12 protein-coding genes are annotated in these 15,919 nt (G+C 56.5%); 7 read left to right on the top strand and 5 right to left on the bottom strand.

The window, feature by feature from the left end; genetic code table 11:
* Nucleotide 1: 1 nt before the first annotated feature.
* Nucleotides 2-1,273 (bottom strand): ABC transporter substrate-binding protein, encoded by a 1,272-nt coding sequence (locus tag YERSI8AC_RS14270; RefSeq protein ID WP_022523019.1) that lies wholly within the window; start codon nt 1,271-1,273, stop codon nt 2-4.
* Nucleotides 1,274-1,728: 455 nt separating this feature from the next.
* Here YERSI8AC_RS14270 and YERSI8AC_RS14265 point away from each other — a divergent pair, with 455 nt between their 5' ends.
* The 7 genes from YERSI8AC_RS14265 (at nt 1,729) to YERSI8AC_RS14235 (ending at nt 11,066) form a co-directional block, all read left to right on the top strand.
* The gene (locus YERSI8AC_RS14265; RefSeq protein WP_022523020.1) at nt 1,729-3,237 is read left to right on the top strand and encodes a carbohydrate porin; all 1,509 of its coding nucleotides are present in this window, start codon (nt 1,729-1,731) and stop codon (nt 3,235-3,237) included.
* A 139-nt stretch (nt 3,238-3,376) separates the two neighbouring features.
* On the top strand, nt 3,377-6,082 hold the full coding sequence (gene malT / locus YERSI8AC_RS14260; RefSeq protein ID WP_159176957.1) for an HTH-type transcriptional regulator MalT: 2,706 nt from the start codon (nt 3,377-3,379) through the stop codon (nt 6,080-6,082).
* Nucleotides 6,083-6,239: 157 nt separating this feature from the next.
* Nucleotides 6,240-7,919: an alpha-amylase family glycosyl hydrolase gene (locus YERSI8AC_RS14255; RefSeq protein ID WP_159176956.1), complete on the top strand. Its 1,680-nt coding sequence runs from the start codon at nt 6,240-6,242 to the stop codon at nt 7,917-7,919.
* Nucleotides 7,907-9,022, top strand: a complete 1,116-nt coding sequence (gene ugpC, locus YERSI8AC_RS14250; protein WP_053857037.1) for a sn-glycerol-3-phosphate ABC transporter ATP-binding protein UgpC — start codon at nt 7,907-7,909, stop codon at nt 9,020-9,022. Before YERSI8AC_RS14255 ends, ugpC begins: the two co-directional genes overlap by 13 nt.
* Before the next feature lie 112 nt (nt 9,023-9,134).
* The gene (locus YERSI8AC_RS14245) at nt 9,135-9,659 is read left to right on the top strand and encodes a DUF3455 domain-containing protein (protein ID WP_159176955.1); all 525 of its coding nucleotides are present in this window, start codon (nt 9,135-9,137) and stop codon (nt 9,657-9,659) included.
* 118 nt (nt 9,660-9,777) lie between these two features.
* Nucleotides 9,778-10,332 (top strand): sigma-70 family RNA polymerase sigma factor, encoded by a 555-nt coding sequence (locus YERSI8AC_RS14240; RefSeq protein ID WP_236557458.1) that lies wholly within the window; start codon nt 9,778-9,780, stop codon nt 10,330-10,332.
* Nucleotides 10,329-11,066 carry an anti-sigma factor gene (locus YERSI8AC_RS14235; protein ID WP_159176954.1) on the top strand — a complete coding sequence of 246 codons (738 nt, stop codon included), beginning with the start codon at nt 10,329-10,331 and terminating at the stop codon, nt 11,064-11,066. Before YERSI8AC_RS14240 ends, YERSI8AC_RS14235 begins: the two co-directional genes overlap by 4 nt.
* A 17-nt stretch (nt 11,067-11,083) precedes the next feature.
* On the opposite strand, the gene trkA is transcribed toward YERSI8AC_RS14235, so the two are convergent.
* The 4 genes from trkA to YERSI8AC_RS14215 are packed head-to-tail and all read right to left on the bottom strand — an operon-like array spanning nt 11,084 to nt 15,842.
* Entirely contained in the window at nt 11,084-12,457 is a 1,374-nt protein-coding gene (gene trkA / locus YERSI8AC_RS14230; RefSeq protein WP_022523027.1) for a Trk system potassium transporter TrkA, read from the bottom strand.
* The gene (locus YERSI8AC_RS14225; RefSeq protein ID WP_009287080.1) at nt 12,454-13,176 is read right to left on the bottom strand and encodes a response regulator; all 723 of its coding nucleotides are present in this window, start codon (nt 13,174-13,176) and stop codon (nt 12,454-12,456) included. Before YERSI8AC_RS14225 ends, trkA begins: the two co-directional genes overlap by 4 nt.
* Nucleotides 13,166-14,311 (bottom strand): sensor histidine kinase, encoded by a 1,146-nt coding sequence (locus tag YERSI8AC_RS14220; protein WP_171051170.1) that lies wholly within the window; start codon nt 14,309-14,311, stop codon nt 13,166-13,168. The genes YERSI8AC_RS14225 and YERSI8AC_RS14220 overlap by 11 nt, the downstream gene beginning before the upstream one ends.
* A gap of 40 nt (nt 14,312-14,351) precedes the next feature.
* Nucleotides 14,352-15,842, bottom strand: coding sequence for a TrkH family potassium uptake protein (locus YERSI8AC_RS14215; RefSeq protein WP_159176953.1), 1,491 nt, complete (start codon nt 15,840-15,842; stop codon nt 14,352-14,354).
* Nucleotides 15,843-15,919: the final 77 nt, after the last annotated feature.

Here is a 15,919-nt window from a genome sequence, read left to right as displayed (position 1 = left end):
GTTACCAGTTGCGACGCTTCAGGCGAGCCAATTCGTCTTCAAGATCAGCGACCGCTTGAGTGCCATCTTTAGTGCCGGAAAGCACGTCATGGGAGGTGCTGAAGAAGGCGTTACTCACCCGGCCATAAGCATCACCGGTGGGGGCAGAGGGGCGAGCGACCGCATTGACGAAGGTGTCGTAAAGGGTGCCAAAGAAGGGCACGGCTTCAAGCACTTCGTCATCCTGGTAGAGGGCGTCGATAGTGGGGTTGTAAGAGGCCTGTATGGCGCGACGCTTCTGTTCCTCTTCACCGGTCAGGAAGGCGACCAGGTCGGCGGCCAGCTCGGGGTGTTCGCTGTAGCGCGATACCGCCAGGTTCCAGCCGCCCAGGCCAGCGGCACTTTGGCCGTTTTCGCCACCTGCGGGCAGTTGGGTAACACCTACTTTGCCGCGAACGTCACTGTCTTCGCTTTGGGCCAGTGCCCAGGCGTAGGGCCAATTGCGCATAAACACGGCACCGCCGCTTTGGAAGACGCCGCGCGCTTCCTCTTCGGTGTAATTGAGCACACCGTTAGGCGAAATATCACCAATCCACGATGCGGCTAGGTCGAGTGCTTCTGCGGCGTGTTCGTTGTTAATGCTAATTTCGCCATCGGCTTCCACCACTGTGCCGCCGCCAAAGCTGGCTACCCACTCAAGGGCGTTAACGGTCAAACCTTCATAGGAGCGCCCCTGGAAGACATAGCCCTGCATACCGTCTTGGCCCTCAGCGCGCTCGGCGTCTTTGATCTCGCGGGCAATTTCGGTGAGTTCTTGCCAGGTTTTTGGCACGTCATGACCATACTTTTCCAGCAAGTCTTCGCGGTAGTAGAGCACGCCCGCATCGGTGAACCACGGCATGGCGACTAAACGGTCATCGATGGTGTTGTTGGTGACAATGGTGTCAAAGTGCCCGGCAGCGGCGTCATCGCCAAGCACTTCTTTGAGGTCGAGTAGGTGATTGGCGAGTAGGCCGGGCCACACCACGTCAATCTGCATCACATCGATATCGCTGGAGTTAGCCGAAAGGATCTGCTGGTAGAGCGAAAGGCGCTCGGTGGAGGAGTTGGGCGTTGAAACCACATCGACGCTATGGCCGGTTTTCTCTTCCCAGGCGCGTACGCCTTCCTGGCACAGCGTCAGCTCTGCGCCGACTGCGCCACAGGAAATGGTGAGTTCTTCAGCCTGAGCTTGGCTTGTTGCACTCAGCGTGCTGGCTACTGCGATGGCGGTAGTGATTAAAGTCTTTTTCATAACGGCGTACCTCGACGTTTATTGTTGTGGATGGTGTGGCTTCTAAATTAGCGTTAATTCACAAACTCAACGTTTGTTCAATGGCTCTCTTAATCTTTATCTTAATCGATTAAGATTGTGCTGCTCAGTTAGCCGCTTTGATCGAGGAAGTTCAATAGCGACTTTTGTCTAACGACATTATTCAGTTTTCACTAAATAAAATCGTTCCTTAGACATTAGTCGCTAATTAGCAACTAGCCGTTGGTAAAAAGAGACTTAATCGATTAAGTTTTGGCTACCTTTCCTTAAGCGCCGTGGCGTTTAGCAGCAAAGCCACTACCCCCTGGGTGAACCGTGTAAGGGAAGTGTTATCGATTCGATCTTAATCGATTTAGGCAAAAGCGCTTACAGGCAGACGCTTAAAAACAGGCGCTAATAAACAACCGCTTGCCAATAACAATAGGGTACTCAAAACAATGCATAAAATGACATTTAAAACGCCGTTAGCCATTGCGATTGCCACCGCCAGCTTGGGAATGAGCGGTGTTGCTTCGGCACAAATGACCATGGAACAACGCTTTGCCGAGCTTGAAGCCCGCATTGAAGCCGCGGAACAGCGCGCTGATGCCGCCGAGCGCCGTGCCGAGATTGCCGAGCAATCACAGTCGACCGCAGTGGCGACAGAGAGCGACGCGGAGATCGAAGAGCGTCTAGCTCGGGTGGAGCGTTACGCCGATGGCGAAGAGGGTTTCTCGTTCAACGTTTATGCGCGTTCAGGCTTGTTGATTGGCGAAGATGGTAAAAGCGAGAATGCTGGCCCTTACCTGACACCCGCGGGTGGAGAGGGCGGCGCCGTTGGCCGTTTAGGTAATGAGCCGGACACCTACGCTGAAGCGATTTTCAACTACCGTATGCAGTTCGATAACGGCGCCAAAGCGCTTTATCGCACCATGATTGCAGACGGCACGACCTCCAGCAATGACTGGACTGGCGGCGAGTCCGATCTCAACGTGCGCCAAGTGTTTGCTGAATTCAGCGACCTTCCCAGCTTTACCGGCGCATTTGAAAACGCCTCTATCTGGGCCGGTAAGCGCTTTGACCGCGATAACTTCGATATCCACTGGCTCGACAGTGATGTGATTTTCCTGGCCGGTACCGGTGGCGGTATCTACGACATGCAGTTGGCAGACAACTGGAAGTCTAACCTCTCGATTTATGGTCGTAGCTTTTCTGATTATCCGATCATTGACCGCGAGAACCCCGGCCTTGAAGGCGACACCGACAACCTGATCCTGACCTCCAACAACTACTTCGGCAACTGGCAGTGGATGATCAACGGTATGTCCGCTGCAGACAACGACGAGCGCGACATTGATGTCGGCCAAACCGCTGCCGATACCGGTTTCCACACCATGATTGCTTATCATGGCGACAGCTTCTTCGGTATGGGTGAGGGTAGTTTCAAAGCGGCCGTGTTGCATGGCCAGGGGTTAGGCGCCGAGACCAAAAGTCTTGGTTCACGGGGTGATCTCACCGACGACGCTACCGCTACACGTCTAGCGCTCTATGGCACCACTTATATTGCTCCGCAGTGGCGCGTTGCTCCCTCCATTTTGGCTGAAACCAGCGAAGATCGTTATGCCCAGGGCGATAAGTACAACTGGGCAGGACTCAACGTGCGTCTGGCCAACGAGTTAACCCAGAACTTCGAAATGCAGTACGAAGCTGGCTATCAGTGGATGGATCTGGATCCTCAGGGTTACAGTGGTCGTAACGCCGTTGATGGTGGTTTCAGTAAATTCACGATTGCCCCCACCTTCAAGCCTGAAGTCGGCGGCTTCTGGCAGCGTCCTGAGATTCGTCTGTTCACTACCTTCAGTGATTGGGATGATGACCTTAACAACTACGGCGCCAGCTCACTGGGCAACGAAGGCTTTACCGGTGGTCAGTGGACTTTCGGCGTTCAGACCGAGGTATGGTTCTAAATCGATGTAAGTTGGTTAGCGTTTAACTGTTTCTTCTCCAATGCTCTTTGCCCGCGACATGTCGCGGGCTTTTTTATAGCTTTAAAAGAATTTGTGAATAGTATTTATGGAGGGATAGCAGGGTTGCTCAGGAGCGTTTATGTCACTACTGCAAGAGAAATTAAAAGCGCCGCCACTACCGCTTGGTGTAGTGGCCCGGCCGCGCCTTAATGACCGTTTCGGGTTAGATGAACGTGTCCGCTTACTGATGGTGCAGGCGCCTCCAGGATATGGCAAAACCACGCTGCTGGCTGAGCGGCTGACCGCGCTGGAGCAAGAGGCCACTTGGCTAGGCTTGGATCAGCGCGACAACCAACCCGCGCGGTTTTTAGCCTACTGGCAGGCAGCGCTCGATGGACTGTTAATCGAGCACATACGGCTTTCACCCGTGGCAGACGATGGAGACTGCGTGGAGCAGTTAGAGCGCTGGCTTGGCGAATTGCCTGAGCAGCGCTCGCCGTGCCGTTTGGTAGTGGATAATTTTGAGCGCCTTAGCCACCCGGATATCTTAGCTGGGATCGCCCACTGGCTGCGTCATCAGCCGCCTTGGCTAACGTTAACGCTGGCCAGCCGCTCAAGGCCAGCATTGGGTTTGGCAAGCCTGCGGCTAAGAGGTGAACTCGAAGAGATCGACCTTCACGCGTTGGCCTTTGACAGTGAAGAGGCGCAAACCCTGTGTGCCGAACAGTTGAGCTTTCCCCCCACGCGAGTCAGCCTGGAACGTGCACTGCGCAGAAGCGGTGGCTGGGTAATGGCGTTGAGCTGGCTGGTAGAGCGCACCACCACGCGGGCAGGGTTTGACGCCCTGGTTGACCGGTTAAGTGGTGCCCACCCAGACTTTGCCGCTTGGTTTGACGAACTGCTCTCCGCTGCACTGCCATTGGAAGAGCGAGAGCTAATGCTGCAACTGGGGGTGCTGGAGCGCTTTTCCCCCGAGCTTATGGCCCGACTACTGGAAGGGGAGCGCTTGACCCAGCGCCTGGAGGCCTTTGAACAAGCGGGGCTATTTATTGAACGCCCAGACCCGCATGCTCAGTGGTACCGCTTTCAACGACTGTTTGGCGAGTACCTCCGTCATCGCCGTCATGAGCTTAGTTTGGCCACCCAGCGAGTGCTGCACCAGCGCGCAAGCAAGGCGTGGTTAGCCTTGAACGATCCGGTGATGGCTCTGCGCCAGGCGATACTCGCCGAGGCCCCCGATGATGTGGCAAGCCTACTGACCGCCCATGGACCCGCCTTGCTGGCAAGCGGCGCCTATTCACTGTTGGCCAAGGGCTTCGCCCTGCTCGGTGAGCCGCGGCTCTCTACCTGTCCGGAACACACGCTGCTCTATGGCTGGGTCTCCCATGCTCAGTTTCAGTTTGATATTACCGCACGCGTAATTGGCTGGATTGAAGCACAGTTGCACGCGTCAGAGTGGCAGTTGCTCAGCGCTGAATTCGCTACGCTGCGCGCCCAGTTAGCGATTAACCAGGGCGATGCCGAGCGAGCCGCACCGCTGGCCGAGCAAGCGCTAGCCGTGCCCGCCCGCTATTTAGCTTCCACGCCGCTGACTGCCACTGCCATCTTAAGCGAGGCGCGCTTTGTGCTGGGCTATTTGGAAGAGTCGCTGCAGCGGGTGCGCGAGGTAGAGCGTCAGGCCCGCCAGCGTGGCGATCATCAACTGCTGCTCTGGTCGTTTTGCCATCAGTCGGAGACGCTGGTGGCTCAGGGGCGCCTACAGGCCGCCTACGATATTCAGGAGCGCGCCTTTGCCCACCTGGAGCGCGCGGAGCTTGAGCACCTGCCCGTGGCGGAGTTTCTCTACCGCATTCGCAGTCAGGTACTCTGGGAGTGGCACCGGCTGGATGAAGCCGAGCAGGCCGCGCTGAAAGGCATCGCCGTGCTGGATAACCAGGGGGAGCGCTGGACACTTCAGTGTCATATCCAACTGGCCAAAATCGCCCAAAGCCGTGGCGACCAAGCCCAGTGCGCTGACCATATTCGGCGGCTGCGCAAAATTCTCGCAGAAGGGGATTACCATATTGACTGGGTGGCGAATGCTCACGCTACCCTGTTGGCCTGGTGGCACTCCACCCAGGATCTTGATGCGGTAGAGCGCTGGCGCCAGGAAGCGCCGTCCCCCATTACTGAAGGGGCCACCAACCACTTTTCCCAGTGCAATGTGCGCAACCACGCTCGGGCGCTCACGCTGCTGGGGCGCTTTGATGAAGCCTGCATGCTATTAGAGGCCCTTGAAGTGCACACTCAGCGCTTGGGGCTGGTCACGGATGCCAACCGCAACCAGATCTGTCTCGCGGCAGCGGCGTGGTATGCAGGAAGAGAAGAGCATGCCTGCCAGCATATGCATCAAGCGCTGAGCTTGGCTTCCCGCACCGCCCTGGTGGGCAGCTTTCTGCGACTGGGCAAACCCCTTGGGGAGTTGCTCAATCGGTTGCTCGACAGCGGCACCTTGGATGCCTTAGAGCAGGCTAGGGCAGAGCGGTTGCTGGCGCTGGCGGGGCGCCAGAAGGATTTTGGCAGCGCCCGACGCTTAATGCTGGATGAAACGGTGATCGCCGATATTGTCGCCCGGCCAGATGTCCCCGAGCTGATCCGCACTTCGCCGCTCACTCGCCGGGAGTGGCAAATCCTGGGGCTGATTCATGCCGGGCTTTCCAATGAGCAGATCGCCGAGCAGCTGTCGGTGGCGCCTACCACCATCAAAACCCATATCCGCAGCCTCTATCAAAAGCAGAATATTCGACGGCGCGACGAAGCGATTGCCCTGGCGGGGCAGTTGCTGACGCATATTCAGGGGGAATAAGTCGACAGACGGGCTACTCCTAACGCCTACGCCCAGAGTCACCCTGGGGGGAGGATTTTATCTTGTGAGCAACCCTGCATCATGCCAACTAATTAGCAAGAACTTTGGCAAGATCTATGTCAAGAACTATGTCAAGAACTATGGCAAGGACAAAACAATGATGCAGACAACCTCTACTTCCAACTACGTTGGTAGCCAAGGGGCCGACTGGTGGCGCGGCGCCGTGATTTATCAAATCTACCCACGCAGCTTTATGGACAGCAACGGCGACGGCATTGGCGACTTAAAAGGCGTGATCGACAAACTTGATTACATCGCCTCGCTTAACGTCGATGCGATTTGGTTGTCGCCGTTCTTTACCTCACCGATGAAAGACTTCGGCTACGACATCAGCAACTATCGCGATGTTGATCCGATGTTTGGCACCCTGGAGGATTTCGACCGTTTAGTCGAGGGTGCCCATGCCAGGGGGCTAAAAGTCACCATCGATCAAGTCATGTCGCACACTGCCGATCAGCATGCCTGGTTCGAAGAGAGTCGCCAAAGTCGTGATAATCCCAAAGCCGACTGGTACGTTTGGGCTGACCCTAAGCCCGATGGCGCGCCGCCCACTAACTGGCAATCCGTGTTTGGCGGCAGCGCCTGGCAGTGGGACACCCGCCGCTGCCAGTACTATCTGCATAACTTCCTGGCTAGTCAGCCGGATTTAAATTTCCGCACACCTGTGGTGGTCGATGCCATGCTGGAGGAAGTGCGCTTCTGGCTAGAGCGGGGCGTGGATGGCTTCCGGCTGGATGCGGTGAACTTCTGCACCCACGGCGAGCTAAAAGATAACCCGCCGCGCCAGGAGATTACCGAAAGTTTTCTAGGCGTTCGCCCCGACAATCCCTACGGCTACCAGCTTCACCAGTACGATAAAACCCAGCCCGAAAACCTGGTGTTTCTGGAGCGGCTGCGCGCTCTGTTGGATGAGTACCCCGGTACCACCAGCGTGGGCGAGGTAGGCGATGACGACGCCTTGGGCGTGATGGCGGAGTACTCCCAGGGCGGCAAGCGGCTACACATGTGTTATTCGTTCAACCTGCTCACCGATAAATCTGACCCCGGCTACTTGCACGAAACGCTAACCGAAATGGAAGCACGCATTGGCGATGGCTGGCCCTGCTGGGCGCTGGGCAACCACGACGTGACGCGGCTGGCAACTCGCTGGCAGGCAGAAGGGCAGCTGGATAAGCTGCGCCTTTATATGGTGTTTCTACTCACTCAGCGCGGTAGCGTATGCCTTTATCAAGGTGAAGAGCTGGGTCTGCCCGAAGCTCAGCTAACGTTTGAACAGTTGGTTGACCCTGCGGGAATTACCTTCTGGCCCGCTTATAAAGGCCGCGATGGCTGCCGAACACCGCACCCCTGGCAGGCCGATGCCCATCATGCGGGCTTTAGCAGCGCCACACCCTGGCTGCCGGTGCCTAATACTCATGCTAATCTCGCTGTTGATCAGCAAGATAACGACACTGATTCATTGTTCAATGCCTACCGCGATTTTTTAGCCTTCCGTCGTACTCAGCCTGCGTTGGTGAAGGGCGATGTGCGCTATCACGCTGTGCGTGACGATGTGCTCTGTCTTGAGCGCACCTACCAGCAAACACGGTTACTAATTGCTCTGAATTTTAGCGGTCGAACGGTCACCCGTTCGGCGCCTGAAGGCGCTGAAGCCATTGCCGGTGCCCCCGCGTGGCTAACCGGTGAGTGGCAGGGCAGCCAACTGTCGCTTCCGCCCTATGGCGTGGCGATTGCCCGTTGCCCGCAATCCCAGGAGGACGCGCCATGGGACGTTTAACCCTAAGCGGCATCGGTAAATCCTTTGACGGAGTGGAAATCTCCCGGGATATCGATCTCAACATCGAAGACGGCGAGTTCGTGGTGTTCGTTGGCCCCTCCGGCTGCGGAAAGTCCACGCTGCTGCGTATGATTGCCGGGCTTGAAGACATCAGCGAAGGGGATATGCAGCTAGATGGCCAGCGGATCAACGAGATTCCGCCCCAGGAGCGGGACATCGGCATGGTGTTCCAATCCTACGCCCTCTACCCGCACATGAGCGTGGCCGAGAACATGGCCTTCGGCCTGAAGCTGGCCCGCACCGACAAAGCGGAAATTCACCGCCGCGTTCAACACGCCGCCGAGATGTTGCACCTCACCGAGCTATTGGAGCGTAAGCCTAAAGACCTCTCCGGCGGTCAGCGCCAGCGGGTAGCCATTGGCCGCACGCTGGTCAAAGAGCCTGCCGTGTTTCTGTTCGATGAGCCGCTCTCTAACCTGGACGCCGCGCTGCGGGTGGATATGCGGGTGCAGATCGCTGCGCTGCATAAGCGCTTGAACGCCACCATGATCTACGTGACTCACGACCAAGTGGAGGCGATGACGCTGGCTGACCGCATTGTGCTGCTTTCCCGGGGAAGAATCGCCCAGGTAGGCGCGCCGCTCTCGCTTTATCACTTTCCCAAAACCTTAGAGGTAGCGGAGTTTATCGGCTCGCCGCGCATCAATACCTTCCCGGTCACGGTAGTCGACTCAGGTGAGCGCCAAACGGTGGTGCGTCTGCCTAACGGGGAGACACTGACGGTGGCGGTCAATGGCAAGCACCTCCATTCCGGTGATGGCGCCACTTTGGGATTGCGGGCAGAAGATTTTGTATCGCCCGAACAGGCGGAGGCTCGGCTGACAGCGAGATTAATGGTGGCGGAAAAGCTGGGTTACGAAACCCTGGCGCATCTGCAGGTAGACGGTATAGACGCTACCTTAACCCAGCGTTTGGATGGCTTAACGCAACTAACCGAAGGCCAAACGATCGACTTGGGTTTAGCGGGCCAGCATTGCCATCTTTTTGATCTACAGGGGAGTGCCTGCCCGCGGCAGGTGGTGGTAGATGGGGTAAGCCAATAATCGCCCATCTTATTTTTTTCAATAAAAGTGCATCCAATACGTCTCCTCGCGGGTAATCCCTATACAGGCGCTATTTAAGGCGGCTGATAAAAAACCTTTTAGGAGACTGAAAATGACCATCCAACCTCTTACGCGTGCAGCACTTGCCGCTACCTTGATTGCATCCTTCAGTCACGTCGCGCTGGCAGACATGACGCCCGCGGAAGTTCAGGTGCCGGACGGTAATGCTGTCGCCCTCGAAACCGTTGGCGTTGGCGCTATTACCTACATGTGCGAAGCCAAAGACGACGGCAACATGGGCTGGGTATTCAAAGGCCCCCACGCGGCGCTTAACGACAGCGAAGGCACACAAGTAGGAAGCTACTACGGCCCGCCAGCCACCTGGGAAGCGTTGGATGGCTCAAAAATTACCGGCACTCAGCTAGCCACGGCTGCCAATGGTGATGGCAACATCCCGCTTCAACTGGTGGAAGCCAATCCGGCTGAAGGTGAAGGCGCTATGAGCGGTGTTAGTTATATTCAGCGCCTGAACACCCAGGGTGGCGTTGCCCCGGACGTCACCTGCGATATGGATCACGACGGAGCCACCGCGGTAGTGACCTACCAGGCGGACTATATCTTCTGGGCTGCGGAATAAGTCGGCTGGAATGTTAATTCCGCTGGGGGCTCGTCTGTCGAGTCCCCAGCGGCTATGCTGTCTGCGAGAACGACGACTGGCGTCGGTGCCGTCACCAGGGAGCTAGGGTTTGACTGACGTGTCTTCAGAATTTGATCATGCTGCGGCATTAGCCAACTGTGCCCGTGGCGAGCATGACGCCTTGCACCAACTCTATGTTCATGAAGGTGCCCGACTATTAGGCGTCGTCATAAGAATCGTCAAGGATCGTGGTATGGCCGAGGATATTGTCCACGATGCCTGTCTTAATATTTGGCAGCATGCCGATAGTTTTGATCCCGCCAAAGGATCCGCGCGGACGTGGATATTTAGCGTGGCGCGTCACCTGGCACTGAACGCTATCCGTTATCGCGACCGTGAAGTCACTTTTGATAATCACGATCCCACCGAATTAGATCTCGATGAACATTTTCAGCACGCCTCCGTTGCCGATGAAGCTTTCGATTGGCAAACCGGCCAGCGGATGGATAGCTGTTTGGAAGCGCTTGAGCCGGAGCGGCGTAACTGCGTACTCCATGCCTATGTTGACGGCCTTAGTCATGCGGAAATTGCGGCGCATACCGGCGCGCCGCTGGGAACCGTAAAAGCCTGGATCAAACGCAGTTTGCTGCGCCTACGGGAGTGTATGGCATGAGCCGCCCCAGTCAGCACGAACACCAAGACGACCATACTTTAGCGGGTGAATACGTGCTGGGTACGCTTTCGTTAGAGCAGCGTAAGGCGCTAGAGGCCCGGCTACCTAACGAGCCTGAATTGCAACAAGCCGTGATGGCTTGGGAAGAGCGTTTCTTGCCCTATACCGCTATCACCGACCCGGTAACGCCTTCTGACAATTTATGGCCGCGTATTGAGCGCAGCTTAGCGTCACGGGAAGCGCTTGCTAAGCGTGCTCGACCTGCCTCTGTCGTGCCGCCAAGACCTCGCCGCATGCTGCACAGCCTGCCGCTTTGGCGCGGCGCTGCCGGGTTTGGCTTAGCGGCGGCGTTAGTATTGGGCGTGATGCTGGCCAATGAAGTAACTGAACCGACGACCCCCGAGTACATGGTGGTTCTGCTTGCTCCGCAAACGCAGTCAGCGGGTTGGGTAGTGCAGGCCTCATCACGCCAGGAAATCGAGCTGATCCCATTGGGTACTTTCGCAGTACCTGAAGGTAAAGCGCTTGAGTTTTGGACCAAAGCAGATGAGTGGCAGGCCCCGGTATCGCTGGGTTTAGTGGAGCCAGGGCAGCCGATCCGTTTGCGCTTGGATGAACTGCCGCCTCTTGAGGATAACCAGCTATTTGAGCTAACGCTGGAAGACGAAACCGGCTCACCAACCGGCCTGCCCACCGGGCCGATTGAGTTTATTGGCCGCGCGGTCGAGATTTAGCCACTCAAAAGCGCCAGTTAAAAGAACGTCAAGCCGACCTGGAACAGGCGCTCCACGTCGCGAATGCGGCGCTTGTCGATCACGAATAGAATCACGTGGTCACCGCTCTCAACCATCACATCGCCGTGGGCGATGATGACTTCCTTGCCGCGCACAATCGCACCGATGGTGGTGCCGTCGGGCAGTGCGATATCGCGGATGGTACGGCCTACCACTTTTGATGACTGCTTGTCGCCGTGGGCGATGGCTTCAATGGCCTCGGCGGCGCCTCGGCGCAGCGAGTGAACGTTGACGATATCACCCCGACGCACGTGGGTGAGCAGGCTGCCAATGGTGGCCTGCTGGGGAGAAATAGCGATATCGATCTCGCCCCCCTGCACCAAGTCCACATAGGCGGCGTTGTTGATCAGCGTCAGCACCTTCTTCGCCCCCAAACGCTTGGCGAGTAGCGACGACATGATATTGACCTCGTCGTCGTTGGTCAGCGCGCAGAAGATATCGCACTCTTCGATATTCTCCTCTTCCAGCAAGCGCTTGCTGGTGGCACTGCCGTGGAGCACCACGGTGCGATCCAGTCGCTCGGAGAGGGTAGTGCAGCGCTCCAGGCTGTGCTCGATGATCTTGACCTGGTGGCTATGCTCCAGGTGTTCGGCCAGCCGCTCGCCGATATTGCCACCCCCGGCGATCACTACCCGGCGGAAGTCCCGCTCGACCCGGCGCAGCTCGCTCATTACCGCGCGAATATCCCGACGGGCGGCAAGGAAGAACACCTCGTCGTCAGCCTCGATGACCGTATCGCCACGGGGGATAATTGGTCGGTTACGACGGTAAATGGCGGCTACGCGGGTATCCACGTTGGGCATATGGCGGCGCAAAAAGGCCAAGTCCTGACCCACCAGCGGGCCACCGTAGAACGCTTTCACCGCCACCAGCTGTACCAGGCCACCGGCAAACTCCAGCACCTGCAGGGCACCGGGGTGCTCGATCAGGCGGCGTACGTGGTCGGTGACCACCTGCTCGGGGCTGATCAGTACATCAATGGGGATCGCTTCGTGGGCAAAAAGGCCTTTACGGGTCAAATACGCGGTGGCGCGCACCCGGGCAATTTTAGTCGGCGTGCGAAACAGCGTATGGGCGACCTGGCAGGCGATCATATTGATCTCGTCGCTGTTGGTGACAGCGATCAACATATCGGCGTCTTCACAGCCTGCCTGGCGCAACACAATCGGGTAGGAACCTGCCCCGGTGACCGTGCGGATATCGATTTTGGTGTGCAGCTCGCGCAGTTTTTTGGCGTCAGTGTCAACGACGGTGATGTCGTTTTCCTCGCGGGCGAGGTGTTCTGCCAGTGTGCCGCCGACCTGGCCGGCGCCGAGAATAATAATTTTCATACGGTCTTGTCCTCACGGTCAGGCTCAAGGGAGAGTCGGTAACCAATGCCGGGTTCAGTTTGCAGTAGGGTGGGGGACTGGGGGTCATCACCTAGCTTTTGACGCAACTTGCTCACCACTATGCGCAAGTAATGCGTATCTTCCTGGTGAGTTGGGCCCCATACCTGTCGTAATAGCTGGGTCTGCGTGACCACTCGCCCAGCTGAAGCAATAAGCTGGGCCAGCACGGCGAACTCTTTAGGTGTTAGATGAACGGCCTCGCCGTGCAAGCTTACTTGGTGAGCGGCCAGGTCAACTATCAAACCGCCATGCTGGAAACGCTGAGCGCTTGGGCTGGCGCGCCGCCTTAATAAGGCTCGAATACGTGCCAACAGCTCTTGAATGCCGAAGGGTTTGGTAACGTAGTCGCTCGCCCCGTTATCCAGGGCGCGCACTTTTTCAGCCTCATGGCCGCGCACCGAAACAATGATCACGGGCACCTCGCTATGCTTGCGGATAGAATCGAGCACTTGCTGTCCATCCATGTCTGGCAGACCAAGATCCAGTAAAACGATGTCTGCATTAGCGGTGAGGGCATCAGCATTGAGTTTTTCCAACCCCTCGCGACCACTGGAGGCCTCAATCACCTGAAACCCTTGAGAAGTGAGGCTGATACGCAAAAAGTGACGAATGTGCGGCTCGTCATCAATGACTAATACGCGCGCTTGATCAGTGCTCATTCTCGGCGTCCTTGCTGGGTGCCGATAGGGGCAGCGTCATGGTAATCCTGGTGCCAACATTGTCAGGCCCAGGGCTTGCGTGGATTTGACCCGCGTGGGCGCCAAGCATTCCCCGACAAATCGCCAGCCCCAGGCCGCTACCGTGCAGGCTGCGATCGCCGTCGTTACCGGTGACAAACATATCGAACACGCGCTCGCGTAGTGCTTCGGGTATGCCAGGGCCTTGGTCGGTAACCGAAAACAATAAGATGGACGGGTCTCCAGCCCTTTTATCATCACGACATTGGGCTTCGATAGTGATATGGCCATTAGGTGGTGAGAAGCGCGCCGCATTTTCAAGCACGTTGACCAGCGCTTGCTCAATCAGGGCGGGGTGAACGTAAAGTAGTGGTAGCTCTTTTGACCAGTGCTGCTCGACTTGGAAACCTTCAAGGGCACTGCCCAGTCGCTTCCGCGCTGAAGCGACTAAATCATCAAACGCCACCCAATCGCGCTCGATTTTCATATCGCCATGCCCTAGTCGGGTCATGTCCAACAAATTCTGTATATAGCGGTTAAGGCGTTCACTTTCGCTTAATACGCCATCTAGTAACGCAAAGCGATCCTGTTGACTGAGCTGTGCATCAAGAGTGCGAAGCGAGCTGGCCGCGCCAATAATCGACGCTAGCGGAGTGCGCAGGTCGTGGGAAACCGACGATAGCAGCGCTGAACGCAACCTCTCCTGCTCTTCAGCCAAGCGAGCGGCGCTAAGCTCCAGCAGGCGCTGGCGGCTGTCTCCGGCGAGCTTGCCGACTACCAGTGCGACTAATAGAAAGAACAGCAGCGTTAGCAGTTGCTCTTGCTCTTCCACCGCTAACGAAAAGTGCGGAATGGTGAAGCAAAAATTAAACGTCAGAAACCCCAGTACGGCACATAGCAGAGCTGCGTAGCTTCCTGCTAACACCGCACTGGCGAGAACCGCGGTAAGAAAAATCAGCGAAAGATTAGCCAAGGCTAGCCAGGTATATAGCCCCCAGGCGATTAGCAGAGCAATTAGCGTGCTCGCCAGTGCAATCAGGATTTCTGACGGCATTGGCAAGCGCAACTGGTTCGCAATCTGCCCAAAGGGTTTGAACATCGGTTTTCTAAACGTCATGACACGATTGTCCTTCACGAACGTCCTTCAAGATATCCGGCTAGCGTCGCCAGAACATTGGAGTCAGCAACACCACAACGGTGAGTATTTCTAATCGCCCCATCAGCATGCCAATACATAGCAGCCATTTCGCTGCGTCGGGGAGGGGGGCAAAATTACCTGCGGGACCGATGATATCGCCTAGCCCAGGGCCCACATTGGTGACTGCGGTGGCGGCACCGGAAAGAGCGGTGACTAAATCCAACCCCAGGGCAGAGAGGCTCAACGCCAGTGCCGCTATGGTGATAAAAAAGAAGAACGAGAAGGCCACTACGCTGCGCGAGATATCACTGGTGACCGGCTGATGGTTATAGCGAGTGGTAAACACACCATTGGCATGGATGAGGTAACGCAACTGGTTAAGCAGCATTAAAGAAGCAATCTGAAACCGGAAGATTTTCATTCCGCCGCTAGTAGAGCCGCTGCAGCCGCCCACAAAGGTCAGGTAGAAAAAAGCGACCACCGGCAGCGCCCCCCACTGGCTGTAATCATCCGATGCATAGCCGGTGGTGGTTACCACTGAAATAATGTTAAAGGTAACGTGGGTGAGCGATTCAAACCAGTTATCGCCCTGGGTGATGCGCCAGACACTGAGTAGCAAAATCGCGGCCATCAAGAGCTTTAACAGCCCAAGTACCTGCTGATCATTCCATAGGGCACTGCGCGACCCGCGTATAAAACGGATATACAGTACAAAGGGAAGCGCACCGCTCAGCATGAAAAAACTGGCCATCCACAGCAGCCATGGCTGTTCGCTATAGGCGCCGAAGGAAGCGTCGGAATTGGCAAAGCCGCCGGTAGAAAGCGATGTCATACCATGTACGGTGGCGTCTAAGAGCGTCATCCCGCCGAACCAATAACTACCAATCGCGACCAGGGTTAGGCTGACATAGATCGTTAGCGTCGCTTTGGCAATACCGCCAGTGCGTGGCATCACTTTATCCGACCAGTCGGACGACTCGGTGTGAAACAACCGCATACCACCTACTTTAAGAAACGGCAAAATCGCAATACCCATGACGATAATGCCGATGCCGCCCATCCATTGCATGAGCCCTCGCCATAGCTTCAATCCATCGGAAAAGTGCTCAATACCGACCAGAACCGTGGATCCCGTCGTAGTTATCGCTGATACCGACTCAAACACCGCATTGGTGAAGGTTAACTGTGGGGCGCCCAGCACCAGCGGCAGGCTGGCAAAACCGCTAATGGTGACCCAACTGGCGGCGGTAAGAATAAACATCTGCCATGGCTTCAACTCTAAGGCTGTGCGGTAGGTGAGCAACCAAGTAAGTGCTGCGGCGCCAAGTACAATCAGAATGGAAACACCGAAGGCGGGTGCATCAGGGTCTCTCTCAATTAGCAGTACGACGAAAGGCACCATCATGAACAGCGCTAGCACAACCCAGAGAATCGAGATGATTTTAAAAACAGGTGCCCAGTGCCGATACGCATTCCTGCTACGGTAAAACCATGGTGTGAATGGAGTCATATGCCCAGCTCGCCGTTTAGTATTCTTAATATTTGCTATGACACCATGACCTTCCATAAAAAGTCTGTAAAAAAACA

It is taken from the genome of Halomonas sp. 113, from assembly GCF_904067645.1.
Classification (GTDB): Bacteria; Pseudomonadota; Gammaproteobacteria; order Pseudomonadales; family Halomonadaceae; genus Vreelandella; species Vreelandella titanicae.
Note: the sequence above shows the minus strand (reverse complement) of the source record. Positions and strands in the feature narration are given on the sequence as shown.

Coding starts and splice junctions, on each gene's coding strand:
- YERSI8AC_RS14265 (WP_022523020.1), top strand. CDS start 1,729: ATGCATAAAATGACATTTAAAACGCCGTTAGCCATTGCGATTGCCACC.
- ugpC (WP_053857037.1), top strand. CDS start 7,907: ATGGGACGTTTAACCCTAAGCGGCATCGGTAAATCCTTTGACGGAGTG.
- YERSI8AC_RS14225 (WP_009287080.1), bottom strand. CDS start 13,176: ATGAGCACTGATCAAGCGCGCGTATTAGTCATTGATGACGAGCCGCAC.
- YERSI8AC_RS14255 (WP_159176956.1), top strand. CDS start 6,240: ATGATGCAGACAACCTCTACTTCCAACTACGTTGGTAGCCAAGGGGCC.
- YERSI8AC_RS14270 (WP_022523019.1), bottom strand. CDS start 1,273: ATGAAAAAGACTTTAATCACTACCGCCATCGCAGTAGCCAGCACGCTG.
- malT (WP_159176957.1), top strand. CDS start 3,377: ATGTCACTACTGCAAGAGAAATTAAAAGCGCCGCCACTACCGCTTGGT.
- trkA (WP_022523027.1), bottom strand. CDS start 12,457: ATGAAAATTATTATTCTCGGCGCCGGCCAGGTCGGCGGCACACTGGCA.
- YERSI8AC_RS14220 (WP_171051170.1), bottom strand. CDS start 14,311: ATGACGTTTAGAAAACCGATGTTCAAACCCTTTGGGCAGATTGCGAAC.
- YERSI8AC_RS14215 (WP_159176953.1), bottom strand. CDS start 15,842: ATGACTCCATTCACACCATGGTTTTACCGTAGCAGGAATGCGTATCGG.
- YERSI8AC_RS14235 (WP_159176954.1), top strand. CDS start 10,329: ATGAGCCGCCCCAGTCAGCACGAACACCAAGACGACCATACTTTAGCG.
- YERSI8AC_RS14245 (WP_159176955.1), top strand. CDS start 9,135: ATGACCATCCAACCTCTTACGCGTGCAGCACTTGCCGCTACCTTGATT.